The organism is Demequina sp. (assembly GCF_047975725.1).
Lineage (GTDB): Bacteria > Actinomycetota > Actinomycetes > Actinomycetales > Demequinaceae > Demequina.
On sequence record NZ_JBKEED010000018.1, the window covers coordinates 17,189 to 32,320 of the forward strand.

A 15,132-nucleotide genomic window follows, 5' to 3' on the forward strand; every position below is an offset into this window, starting at 1 on the left:
ACATGGGGGCATGCGACGTCACGGTCAGGACTGACTTCCCGATCGCTCAAGACAACCCACTTGAGCGGATCGTGGACCTGCTCGAAACGATGGTCGAGGAGCAACGGCAAGACAACCTCGAACTCGTGCGCCAACTGCGCGACGTGATCGAGGACATTCGCCGCCTCGCTCGGCGTCCGGTGGTCAGTTGGCGGTATCCCAATCCCGCCGAGAACCTGCTGTTCAACCTCTGGCTCGACTACGTCGTGGAGCTCATGGCGGATCTTGAGTCACGCATCGAGGAACTTGAGGCCACGGTCGCGAGCCGTGCCCAGAGCGTGCGCACCTTCGTTGAGGGCGCGGGCAACCCGAGGGCCTTGGTCGATGTCGCACGCCTACTGCGCGAGGGAGTGGGGCAGCTCGCCGACAACCTCGCCAACGAGGTCACCCTGGCCAAGCTGGCGGTCGACAACAGATGGCACTCTCAGGCCGCGAATGCCTACGCCGAAGCGAGCCAGCGGCAAACGGAGCAAGGCTTCGAGGAACTCGTCGCCTCTGCGAACGCGCTCGCGACCTTCCTCGACGAGCACGCCGCCACCGAAGTGGACTTCTGGGACAACGTCAGCGGCATGATCAGCGAGTTCGCTCTCGTCGCAGTCGGGCTGTATGTGTCGGGACTGGGCGTCGCCGCCTCGATTGTGGGCCTCGTGATTGCGATTCCCACGGGCGGCATCGGGCTGATCGTCTCGGTCGCAGGTTTGGTGATCAGCGCCCTCGGCCTCATCATCTCCGCCATTGGAGCATGGCTGTTTGTGGACGAGATGATGGACCTCATCCCCACCACGGACGCGAGCCTCAGCGCGGGACTCGACACGATGAGCGCCGCAGCGCTGCCCGCGGGACCGACGTGGCCGGTGCTGGCCCGATGACAGCTCACCCCTCGCCCTCAGAGCACGGCTCCGCGGCGGCCAAGGCGCTCCGGCTTCGCGAGACGTGGCGCAACTGGTTGCGGTGGCTCGCGGTGGCGAGCCTGGCCTTCGCTGTAGCCGCCATCGGCGCGGCTGTCTGGTGGAGCGCGAGCATCGCCGATGACGCTAGTGCCGTTCTCATTTGGGCCTGGGCGGCCTTCACCGCAGTGCATTACCTGGTGGCGGCGGTGCTGATCATGGTCAACGCCACCTCGCGCACGCCCGGATGGCTCGCAATCGTCTACGTCCTGGGCACCGTTGCCGTGGGTATCGCAGAGTTCGGGTTCCTGGTGGCGGCGATGGTGGCGACTGACTCCAGCAGGGTCGTGTTGCTCGTGTGGCTCGTGGGTAGCACCGTGGCTGTCGTCGTCAGCGGCATCGGCCTGTTGTGGCCGGGAGTTCTCGCACTCCAGGAACGCCAGGGGAGGCGGGACGTACGGTAGGTGGGCGACCGCGACGAGGGCCTACATGAGGCATCGATCCGGAATTGACCGCTTGAGGCGCGTGCCGGTAGAATCGTCTGTCGTTGTGCGTTCCAGCTGGATGTGCCTCCCACTCGCCTCCGCAGGACCCGCCGACCGAAACCTCCGCGGTGCACACGCATCGCTCATCGTTCACGAGTAAGAAGGCTTCACAGTGCGTACGTATTCTCCCAAGCCGGGTGACGTCACCAAGAACTGGTACGTCATCGACGCTACTGACGTGGTTCTCGGTCGTCTGGCCTCTCAGGCCGCTTCGCTGCTCCGCGGCAAGCACAAGGCGACCTTCGCCCCCCACGTCGACGGCGGTGACTTCGTCATCGTCATCAATGCGGACAAGATCTCGCTGTCCGGCAACAAGGCTGCCGACAAGATGGTCTACCGCCACTCCGGTTACCCGGGCGGTCTGAGCGCCGTGCCGATCGGCGAGCTGCTCGAGAAGAACCCCCAGCGGGTCATCGAGAACGCGGTCCGCGGCATGCTGCCCAAGACCAAGCTCGGCCGCGCCCAGCTGTCCAAGCTCAAGGTCTACGCGGGCCCCGAGCACCCCCACGCCGCGCAGCAGCCGCAGGCGTTCGAGATCTCGCAGGTGGCGCAGTAAGCGCCCCGGACCACCAAGGACTGATTGACGTGACTGAGACCGTCGAAAACGACACCCCCACCGAGTACACCTCTGAGTCCGCGCCCGAGCGCGGCAAGGGCACCTCGGCCATCGCTCCCGGCGCCGGCCTCGGCCGCCGCAAGGAGGCCATCGCCCGCGTTCGCCTGGTGCCCGGCACCGGTGAGTGGAAGATCAACGGCCGCACCCTTGAGGACTACTTCCCCAACAAGGTGCACCAGCAGCTGGTGAACTCGCCGTTCGCGCTGCTCGACATCGAGGGCAAGTTCGACGTGCACGCCCGCATCACCGGCGGTGGCCCCTCGGGTCAGGCCGGCGCGCTGCGCCTGGGTGTCTCGCGCGCCCTCAACGAGATCGACGCCGAGACCAACCGCCCCACGCTCAAGAAGGCGGGCTTCCTGACCCGTGACGCGCGCGTGGTCGAGCGCAAGAAGGCTGGTCTCAAGAAGGCCCGCCGCGCTCCGCAGTACTCGAAGCGATAACTACTCGCGCATGGCGCGATTGTTTGGCACGGACGGGGTCCGCGGCCTGGCTAACCGTGATATCACGGCAGAGCTGGCCGTGGACCTCTCCGTCGCTGCGGCCCATATCCTCGCCGAGCGCGGCGAGTTCTCCGGCCACCGTCCCAAGGCCGTCATCGGCCGGGACACCCGTGTGTCCGGCCAGTTCCTGTCCGCCGCCGTGAGCGCGGGCCTGGCCTCGGCCGGGATCGACGTCCTCGACCTCGGGGTCGTACCGACGCCCGGCGTCGCCTACCTCACCGCCGCCACCGACGCGGACCTGGGCGTCGTGATCTCCGCGTCCCACAACCCCATGCCCGACAACGGCATCAAGTTCTTCGCGCGCGGTGGCCACAAGCTCGACGACTCGGTCGAGATCGCCATCGAAGAGCGCCTAGGTGAGCCCTGGGAGCGACCCGTCGGTGCGGCCGTCGGTTCCATCACGGACTCGTCGTCGCTGATCGCGGACTACGTGGATCACGTGGTCTCGGCCGTGCGCTCGTTCGCGGGCGACGAGCGGCCCCTCGAAGGACTGAGCATTGTCGCCGACGGCGCTCACGGTGCCGCGAGCCTCGTGGGACCGGCGGCCTTGCGCGCCGCCGGAGCCACCGTGCATGCCATCAACGTTGCCCCCGACGGACTCAACATCAACGAGGGCGTGGGCTCGACTCACCTTGGCGGACTCCAAGCCGCCGTGGTCGAGCACGGGGCCGACCTGGGTGTGGCCTATGACGGCGATGCCGACCGCTGCCTTGCGGTCGATCACACCGGCGCAGAGGTCAATGGCGACGCCATCATGGGTCTGCTGGCCCTCGCACTCAAAGACGCGGACGCGCTGTACCACGACACCCTCGTGGCGACGGTGATGAGCAACCTCGGCCTGCACCGAGCCATGACCGCCGCAGGCGTCACCGTCATCGAGGCCGCCGTGGGTGACCGCTACGTGCTCGAGGCCATGCGGGAAGGCGGCTACTCCCTGGGTGGAGAGCAGTCGGGCCACGTGATCGTCGCCGACTACGCCACCACGGGTGACGGTGTGCTGACCTCGCTCATGATTGCCGCCTGCCTGCGCCACGGGTCCACGCTGCGCGACCTGTGCGCAGGGATCGAGCAATTGCCACAGGTCCTCATCAACGTCTCCGGCGTCGACCGCACTCGCGTGCACACCGACGCAGGAGTCCAAGCGGCCGTCAACAGCGCCCGGCGCGTGCTCGGCAACTCGGGACGGGTACTGCTGCGCCCGTCTGGCACTGAGCCGCTCGTGCGCATCATGGTGGAGGCCGAGACCGCCCAGACGGCACGCGAACACGCGGACCACCTGGCCAACGTGGTGCACGAGCGCCTCGCACTACCCGCCTAGCCCGCTGCCCAGGGCGGAATCAGGGCTTACCCGGCCCGCGCATCGGCCGTGCGAATGACCCGCCCGTCAGCGGCATACCCCATCGCGCTGGGGCTGGCAGACCTGTCACACTATCCCGGTGACCACTGACCGCTCATTCACGGACTGGATCCTGCACTTCTCCTCGACCGCAGAGGAGTGGGTGCTGGCGTTGAGCGAGTCGCTGTGGATCTACCCAGGTGTGCTTGGACTTTCAGCCATCGACGGGTTCTTTCCCGTGGTGCCGAGCGAGTCCGTCATCATCGCCCTGGCCACGGCCGCGCACCAGACCGGCAGCCCCATCCTGCTGCTGGTGTTCCTGGCGGGCGCGATCGGAGCCTGGTGTGGTGACCAGATTGCGTACCTGATCGGGTCCAAGTTCGACGTGCGCAACTGGCGCATTTTCAAGCGCGGGCGCTGGCTGCAGAGCCTTGACTGGGCAGAGACGCAGCTCGAAAAGCGCGGCACCACCTTCATCATCGCCGCGCGGTTTATCCCCATGGGGCGCACCGTCGTGAACCTCACCGCGGGGGCGCTCAGGTATCCGCACCGGCGCTTCATGGGCGTTGACGCGGTCGCGGTGACGATTTGGGCCGCCTGGAGCGTCGCGCTCGGCACGATCGCGGGCGCCCTGTTCCCCGAGGACAACCTGCTGCTGTCGATCGCTGTCGGGGTCGCGGCAGGCGTGGTGCTGGGCTTCTTCGTCGACAAGTTGCTGGGCCTGCTGGGCTTCGGCCAGCCTGAGCTGCCTGACCTCGCCGCGGACATCGAGGAGTCCCTGACCCCCGAGGAGCGCGAGCGCCAGGCGCAGCTCGCACTTGAACGCGCCGAGCGCAAGGAAGTCAGGGTCGAGCGTCGCGCGGAGCGTCGTGCGGCCATCACGGGTGCGATCCCGATCAGGCGTCACGGTGACGCAGACGACGGCACAGAATCCGAGCACGGGGAGGGCGACGACGAGGACGAGGCCACGTCCGATTCCTCGGAACAGCCCCACAAGTCGTAACGCCCTGCCGGGCCGAGCGAGAGGCGACGTGAGCGGGCACGGTGCCCGCGCATCGGCCCTCTACAGCTTGCGCATCTGGACGGTCTCGACCCGGTGGTCGGCGCCCTTGTTGAGGATGATCGTCGCGCGGGAGCGCGTGGGTGCGATGTTGCGTGCGAGGTTGGGGGCGTTGATCGCGTCCCAGATCTCGCCGGCGCGCTCGGTGGCCTGTGCATCCGTCAGGTCGGCGTAGTTGCGAAAGTACGAGTCGGGCCGCGAGAAGGCGGTGGCCCGTAGGGCCAGGAAGCGCTCGATGTACCAGCGGCGCACGTCGTGCGGCTGGGCATCCACGTAGATGGACGCGTCGAAGTAGTCGGAGACGGCCAGGGCGGTCTCGTCGAGGTCGCGGGGCGAGGCGGGCTGCAGCACGTTGAGGCCCTCGACGATGAGGACGTCAGGCTGGCGGACGCTGACCGTCTCGCCCGGCACGATGTCGTACGTGATGTGCGAGTAGACCGGGGCGCTCACCTCGGGCTTGCCGGACTTGACGTCGGCGATGAACTGGCGCAGCGCCCGGCGGTCATAGGACTCGGGGAATCCCTTGCGCGTGAGCAGCCCGCGGGCCTCAAGCACGGCGTTGGGGTGCAAGAAGCCGTCGGTCGTGACGAGCGCGACGCGGGGGGAGTGGGGCCAGCGCGCCATGAGTTCGCGCAGGACTCGTGCGGTGGTGGACTTGCCGACGGCGACGGAACCGGCGATGCCGATCACGTAGGGCGTGCGGGAAGCGCGTTCGCCCAGGAACTCGCTCGTGGCGCGATGGAGGGAACCGACCGCCTCGGAGTACAGGTCGAGCAGCCGCGACAGCGGGCGATAAATCTGATCGACCTCGTCCAGTCCGATGGGATCGCCCAGGCCGCGCACGCGCGCGATGTCCTCTTCTGTCAGGGGACGTGGGGTGGCCTTCGCGAGGGCGGACCACTCCGACCTGGTGAGCGTCACGAACGGACTGTCGATGTCCTCGGGGGAGACCTCGTTCACCCGTTTATTTAACCGCATGCGCCGCCCCTCCCGTTCCCGTCAAATGGATCCATTTGCTCGCCGTGGTGAGTGCCACCCTCCGTCAAATGGATCCATTTGGCTTTTTTGGGGAGGGCCGATGCGTGCACGGCCGCCGCAGATGATGAAAGTGGATCCATTTGACGGTGGGGTGGGAGCCTCCCTCTCCGCCACATGGATCCATTTGATGGGGAGGGAGGGGTGGGGGCGGGCACGTAGACTTCCGACCATGTGTGGAATCGTCGGATACGTGGGCTCAGGTGAGGCCGGTTCGCGCCCCGAGGGCGTCATCATGGGGGGCCTCGCCCGCCTCGAGTACCGGGGCTACGACTCCGCAGGAATCGCGCTCGTAGGCGCCAACCCTGACAAGGTGGCGATCTCGAAGAAGGCCGGCAAGCTTGAGCGGCTCGCCAAGTCGCTTGCGGAGACCCCGCTGCCCGCAGGAACTGCGGCCATCGGCCACACGCGTTGGGCCACGCACGGCGCGCCCACCGATGTGAACGCGCACCCTCACCTGGCGCTCGGCGGACGCCTGGCGATCATCCACAACGGCATCATCGAAAACCATGGCGAACTTCGCCAGGAGCTCGCCGCGCAGGGCATCGACTTCCTGTCCGACACGGACACCGAGGTCGCCGGGCACCTGCTCGCCTCGTACGTTGCGCAGGGTCTGGGCCTGGCCGATGCGATGCGCGCCATCGCTGGCAGGCTCGAGGGTGCCTTCACTTTGCTCGCTGTCGACGCGCACGCACCGCGCACTGTCGTGGGGGCACGCCGCAACTCGCCGCTCGTGGTGGGACTGGGCGAGGGGGAGAACTACCTGGGCTCTGACGTGGTGGCCTTCATCGAGCACACCCGCACGGCACTCGAGCTGGGCCAGGACGAGGTCGTGGAGATCACCCCCGACTCCGTCGTCGTCACCGACGCCAAGGGCACGGTGGTCGAGCGCGAGCCGTATCACATCGACTGGGACGCTGCCGCTGCCGAGAAGGGCGGCTTCGCGACCTTCATGGACAAGGAGATCCACGACCAGCCCGCCGCAGTCGCGGACACGCTGCGCGGACGTCTCGACAGCCAGGGCCGGCTCAAGCTCGACGAGGGCGTGGTCGACGAATACGTGCTCAAGTCCATCGACAAGATCATCGTGATCGCGTGCGGCACGGCGTCCTACGCGGGCCTGGCGGCGCGCTACGCGATCGAGCACTGGACCCGGATCCCCGACGAGGTCGAGCTCGCGCACGAGTTCCGCTACCGCGACCCCATCGTGTCGGTCAAGACGCTCGTGGTCGCGATCAGCCAGTCGGGCGAGACCATGGACACGATCATGGCGGTGCGCCACGCCCAGGCGCAGGGCGCGACGGTCATCAGCATCGTCAACGCGCAAGGCTCGACCATCGCGCGTGAGGCCGATGCGGTGCTCTACACCCGCGCCGGCCCCGAGATCGCGGTGGCCTCCACCAAGGCCTTCGTTTCGCAGATCACCGCCGGTTACCTGCTGGGCATCTACCTTGCTGAGCTGAGGGGCAACAAGTTCCCCGACGAGATCGACGCGCTGCTCCAGGAACTGGACCAGATGCCCGCGAAGATCCAGCGGGTGCTCGACACGGCGGCTCCCCTTCGCGAGGTCGCGGCGTCGATGGCGAACGAGCGCACGGTGCTGTTCCTCGGCCGTCACGTGGGCTTCCCCATTGCGCTCGAGGGCGCGCTCAAACTCAAGGAACTCGCGTACATCCACGCCGAGGGCTTTGCGGCTGGCGAGCTCAAGCACGGTCCGATCGCGTTGGTCGAGCAGGACCAGCCCGTGTTCGTGATCGTGCCCAGCCCGCGCGGACGTGAGTCGCTGCACGCCAAGGTGCTCTCGAACGTGCAGGAGGTCCGCGCTCGCGGCGCCCGCACGCTCGTGATTGCTGAGGAAGGCGACACGGTCGCCGCCGAGCACGCCGATCAGATCTTCTACGTCCCCAGCGCGCCCGTGCTGATGACCCCGCTGGTGACGGTGATCCCGTTGCAGATCTTTGCGCTCGAGTTGGCTGCGGCCAAGGGTTACGACGTCGACCAGCCGCGCAATCTCGCCAAGTCGGTGACGGTCGAATAGCCGTGGCCGTGGTGGGAGTGGGCATCGACGTGGTCGCCATCGCGCGCTTCGAGGAGTCCGTCGAGCGCTCCGAGACCTTTCTTGAGCGCGTCTTCACGCCGCTTGAGCGAGAGCTCGGCCCCCACAGCCTTGCGGCGCGATGGGCCGCCAAGGAGGCGCTCGCGAAGGCGCTTGGCGCCCCGGCGGGCTTGCATTGGCACGATGCGGAGATTGGCCGCGAGGAAGGCGGGCGTCCGCTGCTGACGGTGCGAGGCACGGTCGCGGCCAGAGCCGCCGAGCTCGGCATCGACCGCTTCCACCTGTCGCTGTCGCACGATGCGGGAATCGCCTCGGCGGTTGTCGTGGCGGAGTCCGACTCATGAGCGCACTGCAGATTTCCGTCGACTACGACGCCATCACCCACAACGTGGCGCTGTTGCGTTCGCGCACCGGCGACGCCGAGGTGATGGCGGTGGTCAAGGCCGATGCGTACGGGCACGGGCTCGTCCCTGCGGCCGCCGCGGCACGTGAGGGGGGTGCCGCCTGGCTGGGCGTGGCCCAGCCGGGAGAGGCCGTCGCGCTGCGCGCGGCCGGTGACACCGGACGAATCTTCACCTGGCTCTACGGCCCGGACTTCCCCGTGCGCGACCTGCTCATGGCGGACGTGGACCTGTCGGTCTCCTCGCCCCAGGTACTCGAGCGCATCGCCGCCACGGCGAGGGACCTGCGCACCGTCGCACGCGTGCACCTGTGCATCGACACCGGGCTGGGACGCGAGGGTGTGACGCTTGCTGACCTGCCCGCGTTCCTGGACGTCGCGGTGACGGCGCACAGCGAAGGCGAGGTGCGCATCGTCGGTCTGTGGTCGCATCTGGCATGGGCCGACGCCCCCGGGCACCCGACCATCGACGCGCAAGCCCAGGTGTTCCGCGATGCGCTCGCGGCCACCGAGGCACGTGGCATCGCGCTCGAGGTGCGCCACCTGGCCAACTCGGCGTGCACCCTGACCCGTGCCGACCTGCACTTTGACCTGGTGCGCCCCGGCATCGCCGTCTACGGCATGCCGCCCGTCGCGGACCCTGACGGCGAGGACTTTGGCCTGCGTCCGGCGATGGCAGTGCGCAGCGAAGTGATCCTGGTCAAGCAGGTCCCGGCAGGCCAGGGCGTGAGCTACGGACACGAGTACGTGACCGAGCGCGCCACCACCTTGGGACTCATCAGCGCGGGTTACGCCGACGGAGTGTTCCGCTCCGCCGGGGGGCGCGCCGAGGTCTCGATCCGTGGCCAGCGCTACCGGATCGCCGGGCGAGTCTGCATGGACCAGTTCGTGGTGGACCTGGGAGACGCCACCGAGGTCAGGGCGGGCGACGTCGCCACGCTGATCGGGCCGGAAGGCCCCAGCGCGAGCGACTGGGCGCTCGCGGCCGACACCATCAACTACGAGGTGGTCTGCCGGTTTGGCGGGCTACGCACCAAGGAAAAGGCATGATCGACGTCACGGTGGAGGTTCCCGACGCAGCGACGATGCGAAGGCTGGGAGCGGAGGTCATCGCACCCGCGCTGCGGCCCGGGGACCTCGTGATCCTCACCGGTGATCTGGGAGCGGGCAAGACGACCTTCACCCAGGGCCTGGGCTCGGCGCTCGGCATTCGCGGCGAGGTCGCGAGTCCGACGTTCATCATCGCGCGCACGCATCCGTCGCTGGGCGACGGCCCGGACCTGGTCCACGTCGACGCGTACCGGTTGTCCTCCCTCGCGGAGCTCGATGACCTCGACCTCGACACCTCGCTCGAGGACGCCGTGACCGTGGTCGAGTGGGGCGATGACGCCCAGTCGCTGTCGGAGGACCGCCTGCACCTGACCATCCTGCGTGAGCGCGGCGGCGAGATCGACATGGATGACCCCTCCGGCGGCGTGCGCTCCGTGCGGATCACCTCGCACGGCGAGCGCTGGAACGCCGTCACGCTCGCGTCGCTTTAGGCTGGTGCGCGTGATTCTCGCCATCGACACGTCCTCTGCCGTCGCCGTCTGCCTGGTTCGCGACGGCGAGGTAATCGCCTCGCGCAGCGAGTTCGCGCCGCGCGGGCACGCCGAGCTGCTCTCGGGTTTTGTCGAGTCGGTGATGGCCGATGCGGGTGCGGCTCGCGAGGACATCGCATCGATCGTCGTGGGCACCGGCCCGGCTCCCTTCACCGGCTTGCGCGTGGGCTTGGTCACGGCGCGGACCTTGGGCTTTGCGTGGGGCGTTCCGGTGCGCGGCGTCTGTTCTCTCGACGGGCTCGGTGCCTCAGGTGGCGTCACAGGTGGCGACATCACGGTGGTGGCCGATGCGCGTCGCAAGGAGGTCTACTGGGCTCGCTACGAGGGTGGCGTCAGGGTCGAGGGCCCCGCGGTTTCCGCGCCGGCTGACGTGCCCGTGCGCGGTGAGGTCGTGGGTCGCGGCGCCTTGCTGTACCCGGAGGTCTTCCCCGGTGCGACCGCTGGTGACCCGGACCCGGCGGCGCTCGCCGCCGTGATCGAGGGTGCGCTCGCGCAGGGAGTCACCGACTTCCCGCTTGAGCCCCTGTACCTGCGCCGGCCGGACGTTCACGGCGTCCCTGGCGCCTGAGCCGAGTATGGAGCGCCAGCCAGCAGGCGCATCGGCCCTCCTGCGAGACCTCACCGAAGCGGACCTGCCGCGCCTGAGCGAGCTGGAGCGGGAGATCTTTGGGCCCTCGGCGTGGTCGCGCGGGCTGATCCGCGACGAGCTGTTGTGGGGGCTGTCGCGGTGGCGCGGGATCGATGCCGACGGCGTGCTCGCGGCCTATGCCGTGTACGGGTTTGAGGGCGACGCCTTCCATCTGATGAACCTCGCGGTGGCTCCCGAGGCACGTCGAGCGGGCCACGCGCGCGCCCTCATGGAGGACTTCCTGGCGGAGGCGCGCAGGCTTGAGGCGCCCGACGTCTGGCTCGAGGTCGCCACGACCAACGACGTGGCGCTCGCGCTGTACCGGTCATACGGGTTCGAGGACGTGCGCGTGCGGCGCAAGTACTACCAGCCCGAGGGGCTTGACGCGCTCGTCATGCGGCGGGCGCTGGACTGAGCGCGGGCGCACCCAGCCGTCCGCGCGCACGCAGCCACCGCTCCATCGGGATGGTGGTCAACGGCGGCACCGCCGCGAGGAGTGCCATGAGCGTGAGGCCCACTCCCCAGCGGTAGCGGATCGCGCACGCGAGCGCCAGCGCCCCGTAGACCAGGAACGCGACTCCGTGAAGGGGTCCAAAGACACTCACGCCCACCTCGCTGACAGCGAGCACGTACTTGACGAACATGCCGAGCAGCAGGCCGGTCCACGTGATGGCCTCGACCACCGCGATCGTGACAAAGGCGCGGCCCAGCACCGTGGCGGGCATGGGCGCGCTCACAGGGTGCACACGGCGGCGTCGGCGGCAAGACGACCCTTGCGGTCACCCGCGCCGTGGTCGCCGTCCGTGGGCCAGCCGATGCCGAACAGCACCTCGGAGTGCCACGACGTGTCGGCGAGCAGCGCCTGGTCCATGCCCGCCTTGTCGAAACCGCCGTAGGGGCGCACCGATAGGCCCGCCGCCCGCAGGCCGATGATGAAGTACCCGGCCTGGAGAAGCGTGCCCGTGTGGGCCATGCGCTCGCGGCGCTCGGGATCGGCCTCGAGGCGGTCGTAGGTCGACGCGGAGCCGCCGCCGGTCACATCGAAGGTGTCGTGGAAGCGGTCGTCGCGGGCGGCGATCACGAGCAAGGGAGCCTGCTCGAGCTTGGCGCGGTTGCCTTCCATCGCGTTGGCGATCACCGCGGCGCGAGCCTCGGGGCTCGCGGCGACCACCAGGCGCATGGGCACGGTGTTGTTGCCGGTGGGGCCCCACTTGATCATGTCCCACACCTCGTGGATCACGTCGACCGGCACCTCCCGAGGGGCAAAGCGGGTGTTCGAGCGGGCCTCGGTGAACAGTGCCGCGCGCGCAGCAGCATCAAGCGTGAAGGTCGGGGTCATGCCACCCATTGTCTCCCTCCCGACGAGTCAAATGGATCCATTTGGCTCATGAGGGGGCGGTTAGACTCAGGGCGTGAATCCGCTGGTGCTGGGAATCGAAAGTACGTGTGACGAGACGGGCGTCGCCCTGGTCCAGGGCACCGAACTGTTGGTTGACGTGACCGCATCGTCCATGGACGAGCACGCTCGCTTTGGCGGGATCGTGCCCGAGGTCGCGTCCCGCGCCCACCTCGAGGCCTTCCTGCCCACCCTCGAAGAGGCGCTCACCCGCGCCGGTCGCACGTTGAGCGACGTGGATGCCGTCGCGGTGGCGGCCGGCCCCGGACTGGTGGGCTCCCTGACCGTGGGAAATGCCGCCGCCAAGGCGCTCGCGCTGGCCATCGATCGCCCGCTGTACGGCGTCAACCACGTCGTGGGCCACGCCGCGGTCGACGAGTTGGTGCACGGCGAGTTCCCCGACCGCACCATGGCACTCGTGGTCTCTGGCGGGCACACCTCCCTGCTGCTGATCGACGACGTCGCGACCGACGTGCGCGAGTTGGGTCACACGCTCGACGACGCCGCAGGCGAGGCCTTCGACAAGGTGGGCCGCCTGCTGGGGCTGCCCTACCCGGGCGGGCCCCACATCGACCGACTCGCTCGCGAGGGCGACCCCACCGCGATCCCGTTCCCGCGCGCGCTCACCGCCCCCAAGTTCCAGGCCAATCACGCCTACGACTTCTCCTTCTCCGGCCTCAAGACGGCCGTCGCTCGCTGGGTCGAGCGCGAACGCGACGCGGGCCGAGAGATCCCCCTCGCCGACGTGGCCGCTTCGTTCGCCGATGCAGTGGCCGATGTGCTCGTGATGAAGACCCTCAACGCGTGCCGAGAGCACGGGGTCGACACCCTCGTCATCGGTGGCGGGTTCTCCGCGAACTCCCAGCTCAGGGAGATGGCCGTCGCGCGCGGCGAGGCCGCTGGCATCGACGTGCGCATTCCGCCGATCCGGTACTGCACCGACAACGGCGCAATGATCGCGGCACTGGGTTCAGCGGTCGCGCGACGCGAACTGCCAGCGAGCGCCCTGACCTACGGGGTAGATTCGTCGATGCCATTGACCCAGGTACTCGCCTAGGAGCCTTCATGTCGCCAGCCCGCCGCAGCGTCGCGGTTCTGGGAGCCATTGCAGCCATCACGGCCCTCATCGTCGTGTGGCAAGTGAGCTCTTACCCGACCACCGCATCGGCCCCTGACACGGCCCCGACGGCGAGCGGCGCGGCCGACGACAGCCAACGGGAGGTCGTGGCACCCGAGCTGGTGCCCGACAAGCCGTGGGGCCCCACGGCGCAGGAGTGGGCGCAGGCACGCGCTGATGCGGAGGCGTTGCCGCTCGAGCAGGCCGCCGGGCTCGTCATCATCCCTCGCTGGTCCACCACGAACACCAATGAGGCGATTGCGCTGATGAAGCGCGGGCAATTTGGCGGGATCATCCTGATGGGCGGAGCGATCGGATCCGCGAGTGACGTGCGCGAGATGACCGCAGCCATTCAGGAGGCATCGCCCTTTCCGTGGGGTGCGATCATCAGCACCGACCAAGAGGGGGGCAACACCGCTCGCCTGCGGGGAGTGGTGCCTGACCTGCCCGGCTTGATGGCCGCAGGCGCCGCCCAGGACAAGGTCGCCGTGAAGTCCATCTACACGCAGGCAGGTGTCGACATGCGTGCGCTGGGCTTCACCATGAACTACGCGCCCGTGGCGGACATGACCATCGGCGCCGCGGATCCCATCATCCAGGTGCGCTCTCCAGGCGACGAGGTCGACAACGTATCGGTGACGGCGGTGGCGGCACTCGAAGGGTACGTTGCCAGCGGAGTGGTGCCCGTGGTGAAGCACTTCCCCGGCCACGGATCGCTGACTGTCGACTCGCACGTGGGGCTACCGCAGCAGGACGCGTCACGTGCGCAGCTCGAGGAGCGCGACCTGGTGCCCTTCCGCCGTGCCGTCGAGGCGGGCGCGCCCGCGATGATGATGGCGCACGTGGTGATTGACGAGTGGGGGTCGCGGCCGGCGACGATCGAGCCCGCTGCGTATGAGTACGTGCGCAATGAACTGGGCTTTGACGGCCTGATGGTGACCGATGCGCTGGACATGGCTGCCGTGTCCGCCGACTACAGTCCGGGGGATGCGGCCGTGGCCGCGCTGCGTGCGGGTGCGGACATTCTGCTCATGCCCGCTGACCCCGTCGCCGCGCGCGATGCCGTGGTGGCGGCCGTGACGAACGGTGTGGTGGAGCGTTCGCGGCTGGACGAGGCCGCAACTCGCGTCATCGCCCTGCAGCGGTGGCAAGCGGGGCTCGGGCCTTACGCGGACACCGGGACCAACTACGGACGGGAGCTCGCCGTCGCAGGCGCGACCGTGGCGGCCCAGGATTGCGCGGCGCCGTTGGTGACGGAGCCGGTGCTCGTGACCGGTGGCATTGCGGCTGACCGCCGTGCGGTGGTCGAGGCGCTCGCAGTGCACGGAGTCGACGCCTCCGCAACGGCGGGCGCGGCGCCGTCGCCGACGCCCGCCCCGGGTTCCGAGGAGGCCGACGCTGGCACGGTCGTCGCACTCGTGGTGCCGGGGACGGAGCCTCCACAGGCCGATGTGCTCGTCGCCTTGGACGGACCGTGGACCCTCGAGGGACACGACGCGAGCGCGTACGTGGGCTTGTATGGGGATACGGACGATGCGCTGGCGGGGTTGGCCGACGTCCTCGCCGGGGCGGCGGCACCAGGAGGCACGTGGCCAGTGGCGGTCGACCTGCCATACGCCGTCTGTGGTGGAGCGTAGCGGCCTAGGCTGGGGACATGGCGCGCATCACGGAGGCCCAGGTGGCGGAGGTACGGCGACGCGTTGAGGCCGGGGAGCCGCGCGTGGACGTGGCGGCCGCTGTCGGGATCTCGCGGGCAAGCGTCGACTCGATCATGACCGGTCGCCGAGGCGGGCCATCCCGCCGCGCGGGGACGCTTACCTCTGAGCAGATCGCGCAGATCAGGGCGCTTGCTCAGTCAGGAATGTCGCAGACTGCGATCGCTCGCGAGGTGGGCACCAGTCAGCAAATGGTGTCGA

General features: G+C 68.8%; 18 protein-coding genes. 15 read left to right on the top strand and 3 right to left on the bottom strand.

The features are described 5' to 3' along the window. Positions 1-2 precede the first annotated feature (2 nt). The 6 genes from ACK5NO_RS05830 (at position 3) to ACK5NO_RS05855 (ending at position 4,926) form a co-directional block, all read left to right on the top strand. Positions 3-908 carry a hypothetical protein gene (locus ACK5NO_RS05830; RefSeq protein WP_416811721.1) on the top strand — a complete coding sequence of 302 codons (906 nt, stop codon included), beginning with the start codon at positions 3-5 and terminating at the stop codon, positions 906-908. Further along, entirely contained in the window at positions 905-1,390 is a 486-nt protein-coding gene (locus tag ACK5NO_RS05835) for a hypothetical protein (protein ID WP_416811722.1), read from the top strand. The genes ACK5NO_RS05830 and ACK5NO_RS05835 overlap by 4 nt, the downstream gene beginning before the upstream one ends. 193 nt (positions 1,391-1,583) lie before the next feature. Next, positions 1,584-2,027 carry a 50S ribosomal protein L13 gene (gene rplM / locus ACK5NO_RS05840; RefSeq protein ID WP_416811723.1) on the top strand — a complete coding sequence of 148 codons (444 nt, stop codon included), beginning with the start codon at positions 1,584-1,586 and terminating at the stop codon, positions 2,025-2,027. 20 nt (positions 2,028-2,047) lie between these two features. After that, the gene (gene rpsI, locus ACK5NO_RS05845) at positions 2,048-2,527 is read left to right on the top strand and encodes a 30S ribosomal protein S9 (protein WP_416811738.1); all 480 of its coding nucleotides are present in this window, start codon (positions 2,048-2,050) and stop codon (positions 2,525-2,527) included. A gap of 10 nt (positions 2,528-2,537) precedes the next feature. Further along, positions 2,538-3,905, top strand: a complete 1,368-nt coding sequence (gene glmM / locus ACK5NO_RS05850) for a phosphoglucosamine mutase (protein WP_416811724.1) — start codon at positions 2,538-2,540, stop codon at positions 3,903-3,905. Positions 3,906-4,023: 118 nt separating this feature from the next. Beyond that, positions 4,024-4,926: a VTT domain-containing protein gene (locus ACK5NO_RS05855; RefSeq protein ID WP_416811725.1), complete on the top strand. Its 903-nt coding sequence runs from the start codon at positions 4,024-4,026 to the stop codon at positions 4,924-4,926. 60 nt (positions 4,927-4,986) lie between these two features. Here ACK5NO_RS05855 and coaA read toward each other — a convergent pair whose 3' ends face one another. Next, positions 4,987-5,961: a type I pantothenate kinase gene (gene coaA, locus ACK5NO_RS05860; RefSeq protein WP_416811726.1), complete on the bottom strand. Its 975-nt coding sequence runs from the start codon at positions 5,959-5,961 to the stop codon at positions 4,987-4,989. 229 nt (positions 5,962-6,190) lie between these two features. On the opposite strand from coaA, the gene glmS reads away from it, so the two are divergent. From glmS to rimI, 6 genes are read left to right on the top strand one after another with little or no spacing between them, the layout of a single operon-like run. Continuing rightward, positions 6,191-8,056, top strand: coding sequence for a glutamine--fructose-6-phosphate transaminase (isomerizing) (glmS, locus tag ACK5NO_RS05865; protein WP_416811727.1), 1,866 nt, complete (start codon positions 6,191-6,193; stop codon positions 8,054-8,056). Between the two features lie 2 nt (positions 8,057-8,058). Then, the gene (locus tag ACK5NO_RS05870) at positions 8,059-8,418 is read left to right on the top strand and encodes a holo-ACP synthase (RefSeq protein ID WP_416811728.1); all 360 of its coding nucleotides are present in this window, start codon (positions 8,059-8,061) and stop codon (positions 8,416-8,418) included. Further along, positions 8,415-9,524 carry an alanine racemase gene (alr, locus tag ACK5NO_RS05875; protein WP_416811729.1) on the top strand — a complete coding sequence of 370 codons (1,110 nt, stop codon included), beginning with the start codon at positions 8,415-8,417 and terminating at the stop codon, positions 9,522-9,524. Before ACK5NO_RS05870 ends, alr begins: the two co-directional genes overlap by 4 nt. Continuing rightward, entirely contained in the window at positions 9,521-10,015 is a 495-nt protein-coding gene (gene tsaE, locus ACK5NO_RS05880) for a tRNA (adenosine(37)-N6)-threonylcarbamoyltransferase complex ATPase subunit type 1 TsaE (protein WP_416811730.1), read from the top strand. The genes alr and tsaE overlap by 4 nt, the downstream gene beginning before the upstream one ends. 10 nt (positions 10,016-10,025) lie before the next feature. After that, positions 10,026-10,643 (top strand): tRNA (adenosine(37)-N6)-threonylcarbamoyltransferase complex dimerization subunit type 1 TsaB, encoded by a 618-nt coding sequence (gene tsaB / locus ACK5NO_RS05885; protein ID WP_416811731.1) that lies wholly within the window; start codon positions 10,026-10,028, stop codon positions 10,641-10,643. A gap of 7 nt (positions 10,644-10,650) precedes the next feature. After that, on the top strand, positions 10,651-11,118 hold the full coding sequence (rimI, locus tag ACK5NO_RS05890) for a ribosomal protein S18-alanine N-acetyltransferase (RefSeq protein ID WP_416811732.1): 468 nt from the start codon (positions 10,651-10,653) through the stop codon (positions 11,116-11,118). On the opposite strand, the gene ACK5NO_RS05895 is transcribed toward rimI, so the two are convergent. Further along, positions 11,096-11,428, bottom strand: coding sequence for a DUF3817 domain-containing protein (locus tag ACK5NO_RS05895; RefSeq protein ID WP_416811733.1), 333 nt, complete (start codon positions 11,426-11,428; stop codon positions 11,096-11,098). The two genes, rimI and ACK5NO_RS05895, sit on opposite strands and share 23 nt — an antisense overlap. Positions 11,429-11,436: 8 nt before the next feature. Then, positions 11,437-12,042: a malonic semialdehyde reductase gene (locus tag ACK5NO_RS05900; RefSeq protein ID WP_416811734.1), complete on the bottom strand. Its 606-nt coding sequence runs from the start codon at positions 12,040-12,042 to the stop codon at positions 11,437-11,439. Between the two features lie 73 nt (positions 12,043-12,115). Between ACK5NO_RS05900 and tsaD the strand changes: the two genes are divergently transcribed. The 3 genes from tsaD to ACK5NO_RS05915 form a co-directional block, all read left to right on the top strand. Continuing rightward, entirely contained in the window at positions 12,116-13,156 is a 1,041-nt protein-coding gene (gene tsaD, locus ACK5NO_RS05905) for a tRNA (adenosine(37)-N6)-threonylcarbamoyltransferase complex transferase subunit TsaD (protein ID WP_416811735.1), read from the top strand. Between the two features lie 8 nt (positions 13,157-13,164). After that, positions 13,165-14,853, top strand: coding sequence for a glycoside hydrolase family 3 N-terminal domain-containing protein (locus ACK5NO_RS05910; protein WP_416811736.1), 1,689 nt, complete (start codon positions 13,165-13,167; stop codon positions 14,851-14,853). Between the two features lie 17 nt (positions 14,854-14,870). Beyond that, positions 14,871-15,132 (top strand): helix-turn-helix domain-containing protein (locus ACK5NO_RS05915; RefSeq protein WP_416811737.1); only part of this gene is annotated, 262 nt, incomplete at its 3' end.

Bases quoted from the DNA above. Each gene is read 5' to 3' on its own strand.
- coaA (WP_416811726.1), bottom strand. From the start codon at position 5,961: ATGCGGTTAAATAAACGGGTGAACGAGGTCTCCCCCGAGGACATCGAC.
- tsaE (WP_416811730.1), top strand. From the start codon at position 9,521: ATGATCGACGTCACGGTGGAGGTTCCCGACGCAGCGACGATGCGAAGG.
- ACK5NO_RS05910 (WP_416811736.1), top strand. From the start codon at position 13,165: ATGTCGCCAGCCCGCCGCAGCGTCGCGGTTCTGGGAGCCATTGCAGCC.
- glmS (WP_416811727.1), top strand. From the start codon at position 6,191: ATGTGTGGAATCGTCGGATACGTGGGCTCAGGTGAGGCCGGTTCGCGC.
- glmM (WP_416811724.1), top strand. From the start codon at position 2,538: ATGGCGCGATTGTTTGGCACGGACGGGGTCCGCGGCCTGGCTAACCGT.
- ACK5NO_RS05900 (WP_416811734.1), bottom strand. From the start codon at position 12,042: ATGACCCCGACCTTCACGCTTGATGCTGCTGCGCGCGCGGCACTGTTC.
- alr (WP_416811729.1), top strand. From the start codon at position 8,415: ATGAGCGCACTGCAGATTTCCGTCGACTACGACGCCATCACCCACAAC.
- ACK5NO_RS05835 (WP_416811722.1), top strand. From the start codon at position 905: ATGACAGCTCACCCCTCGCCCTCAGAGCACGGCTCCGCGGCGGCCAAG.
- rimI (WP_416811732.1), top strand. From the start codon at position 10,651: ATGGAGCGCCAGCCAGCAGGCGCATCGGCCCTCCTGCGAGACCTCACC.
- ACK5NO_RS05895 (WP_416811733.1), bottom strand. From the start codon at position 11,428: ATGCCCGCCACGGTGCTGGGCCGCGCCTTTGTCACGATCGCGGTGGTC.
- ACK5NO_RS05830 (WP_416811721.1), top strand. From the start codon at position 3: ATGGGGGCATGCGACGTCACGGTCAGGACTGACTTCCCGATCGCTCAA.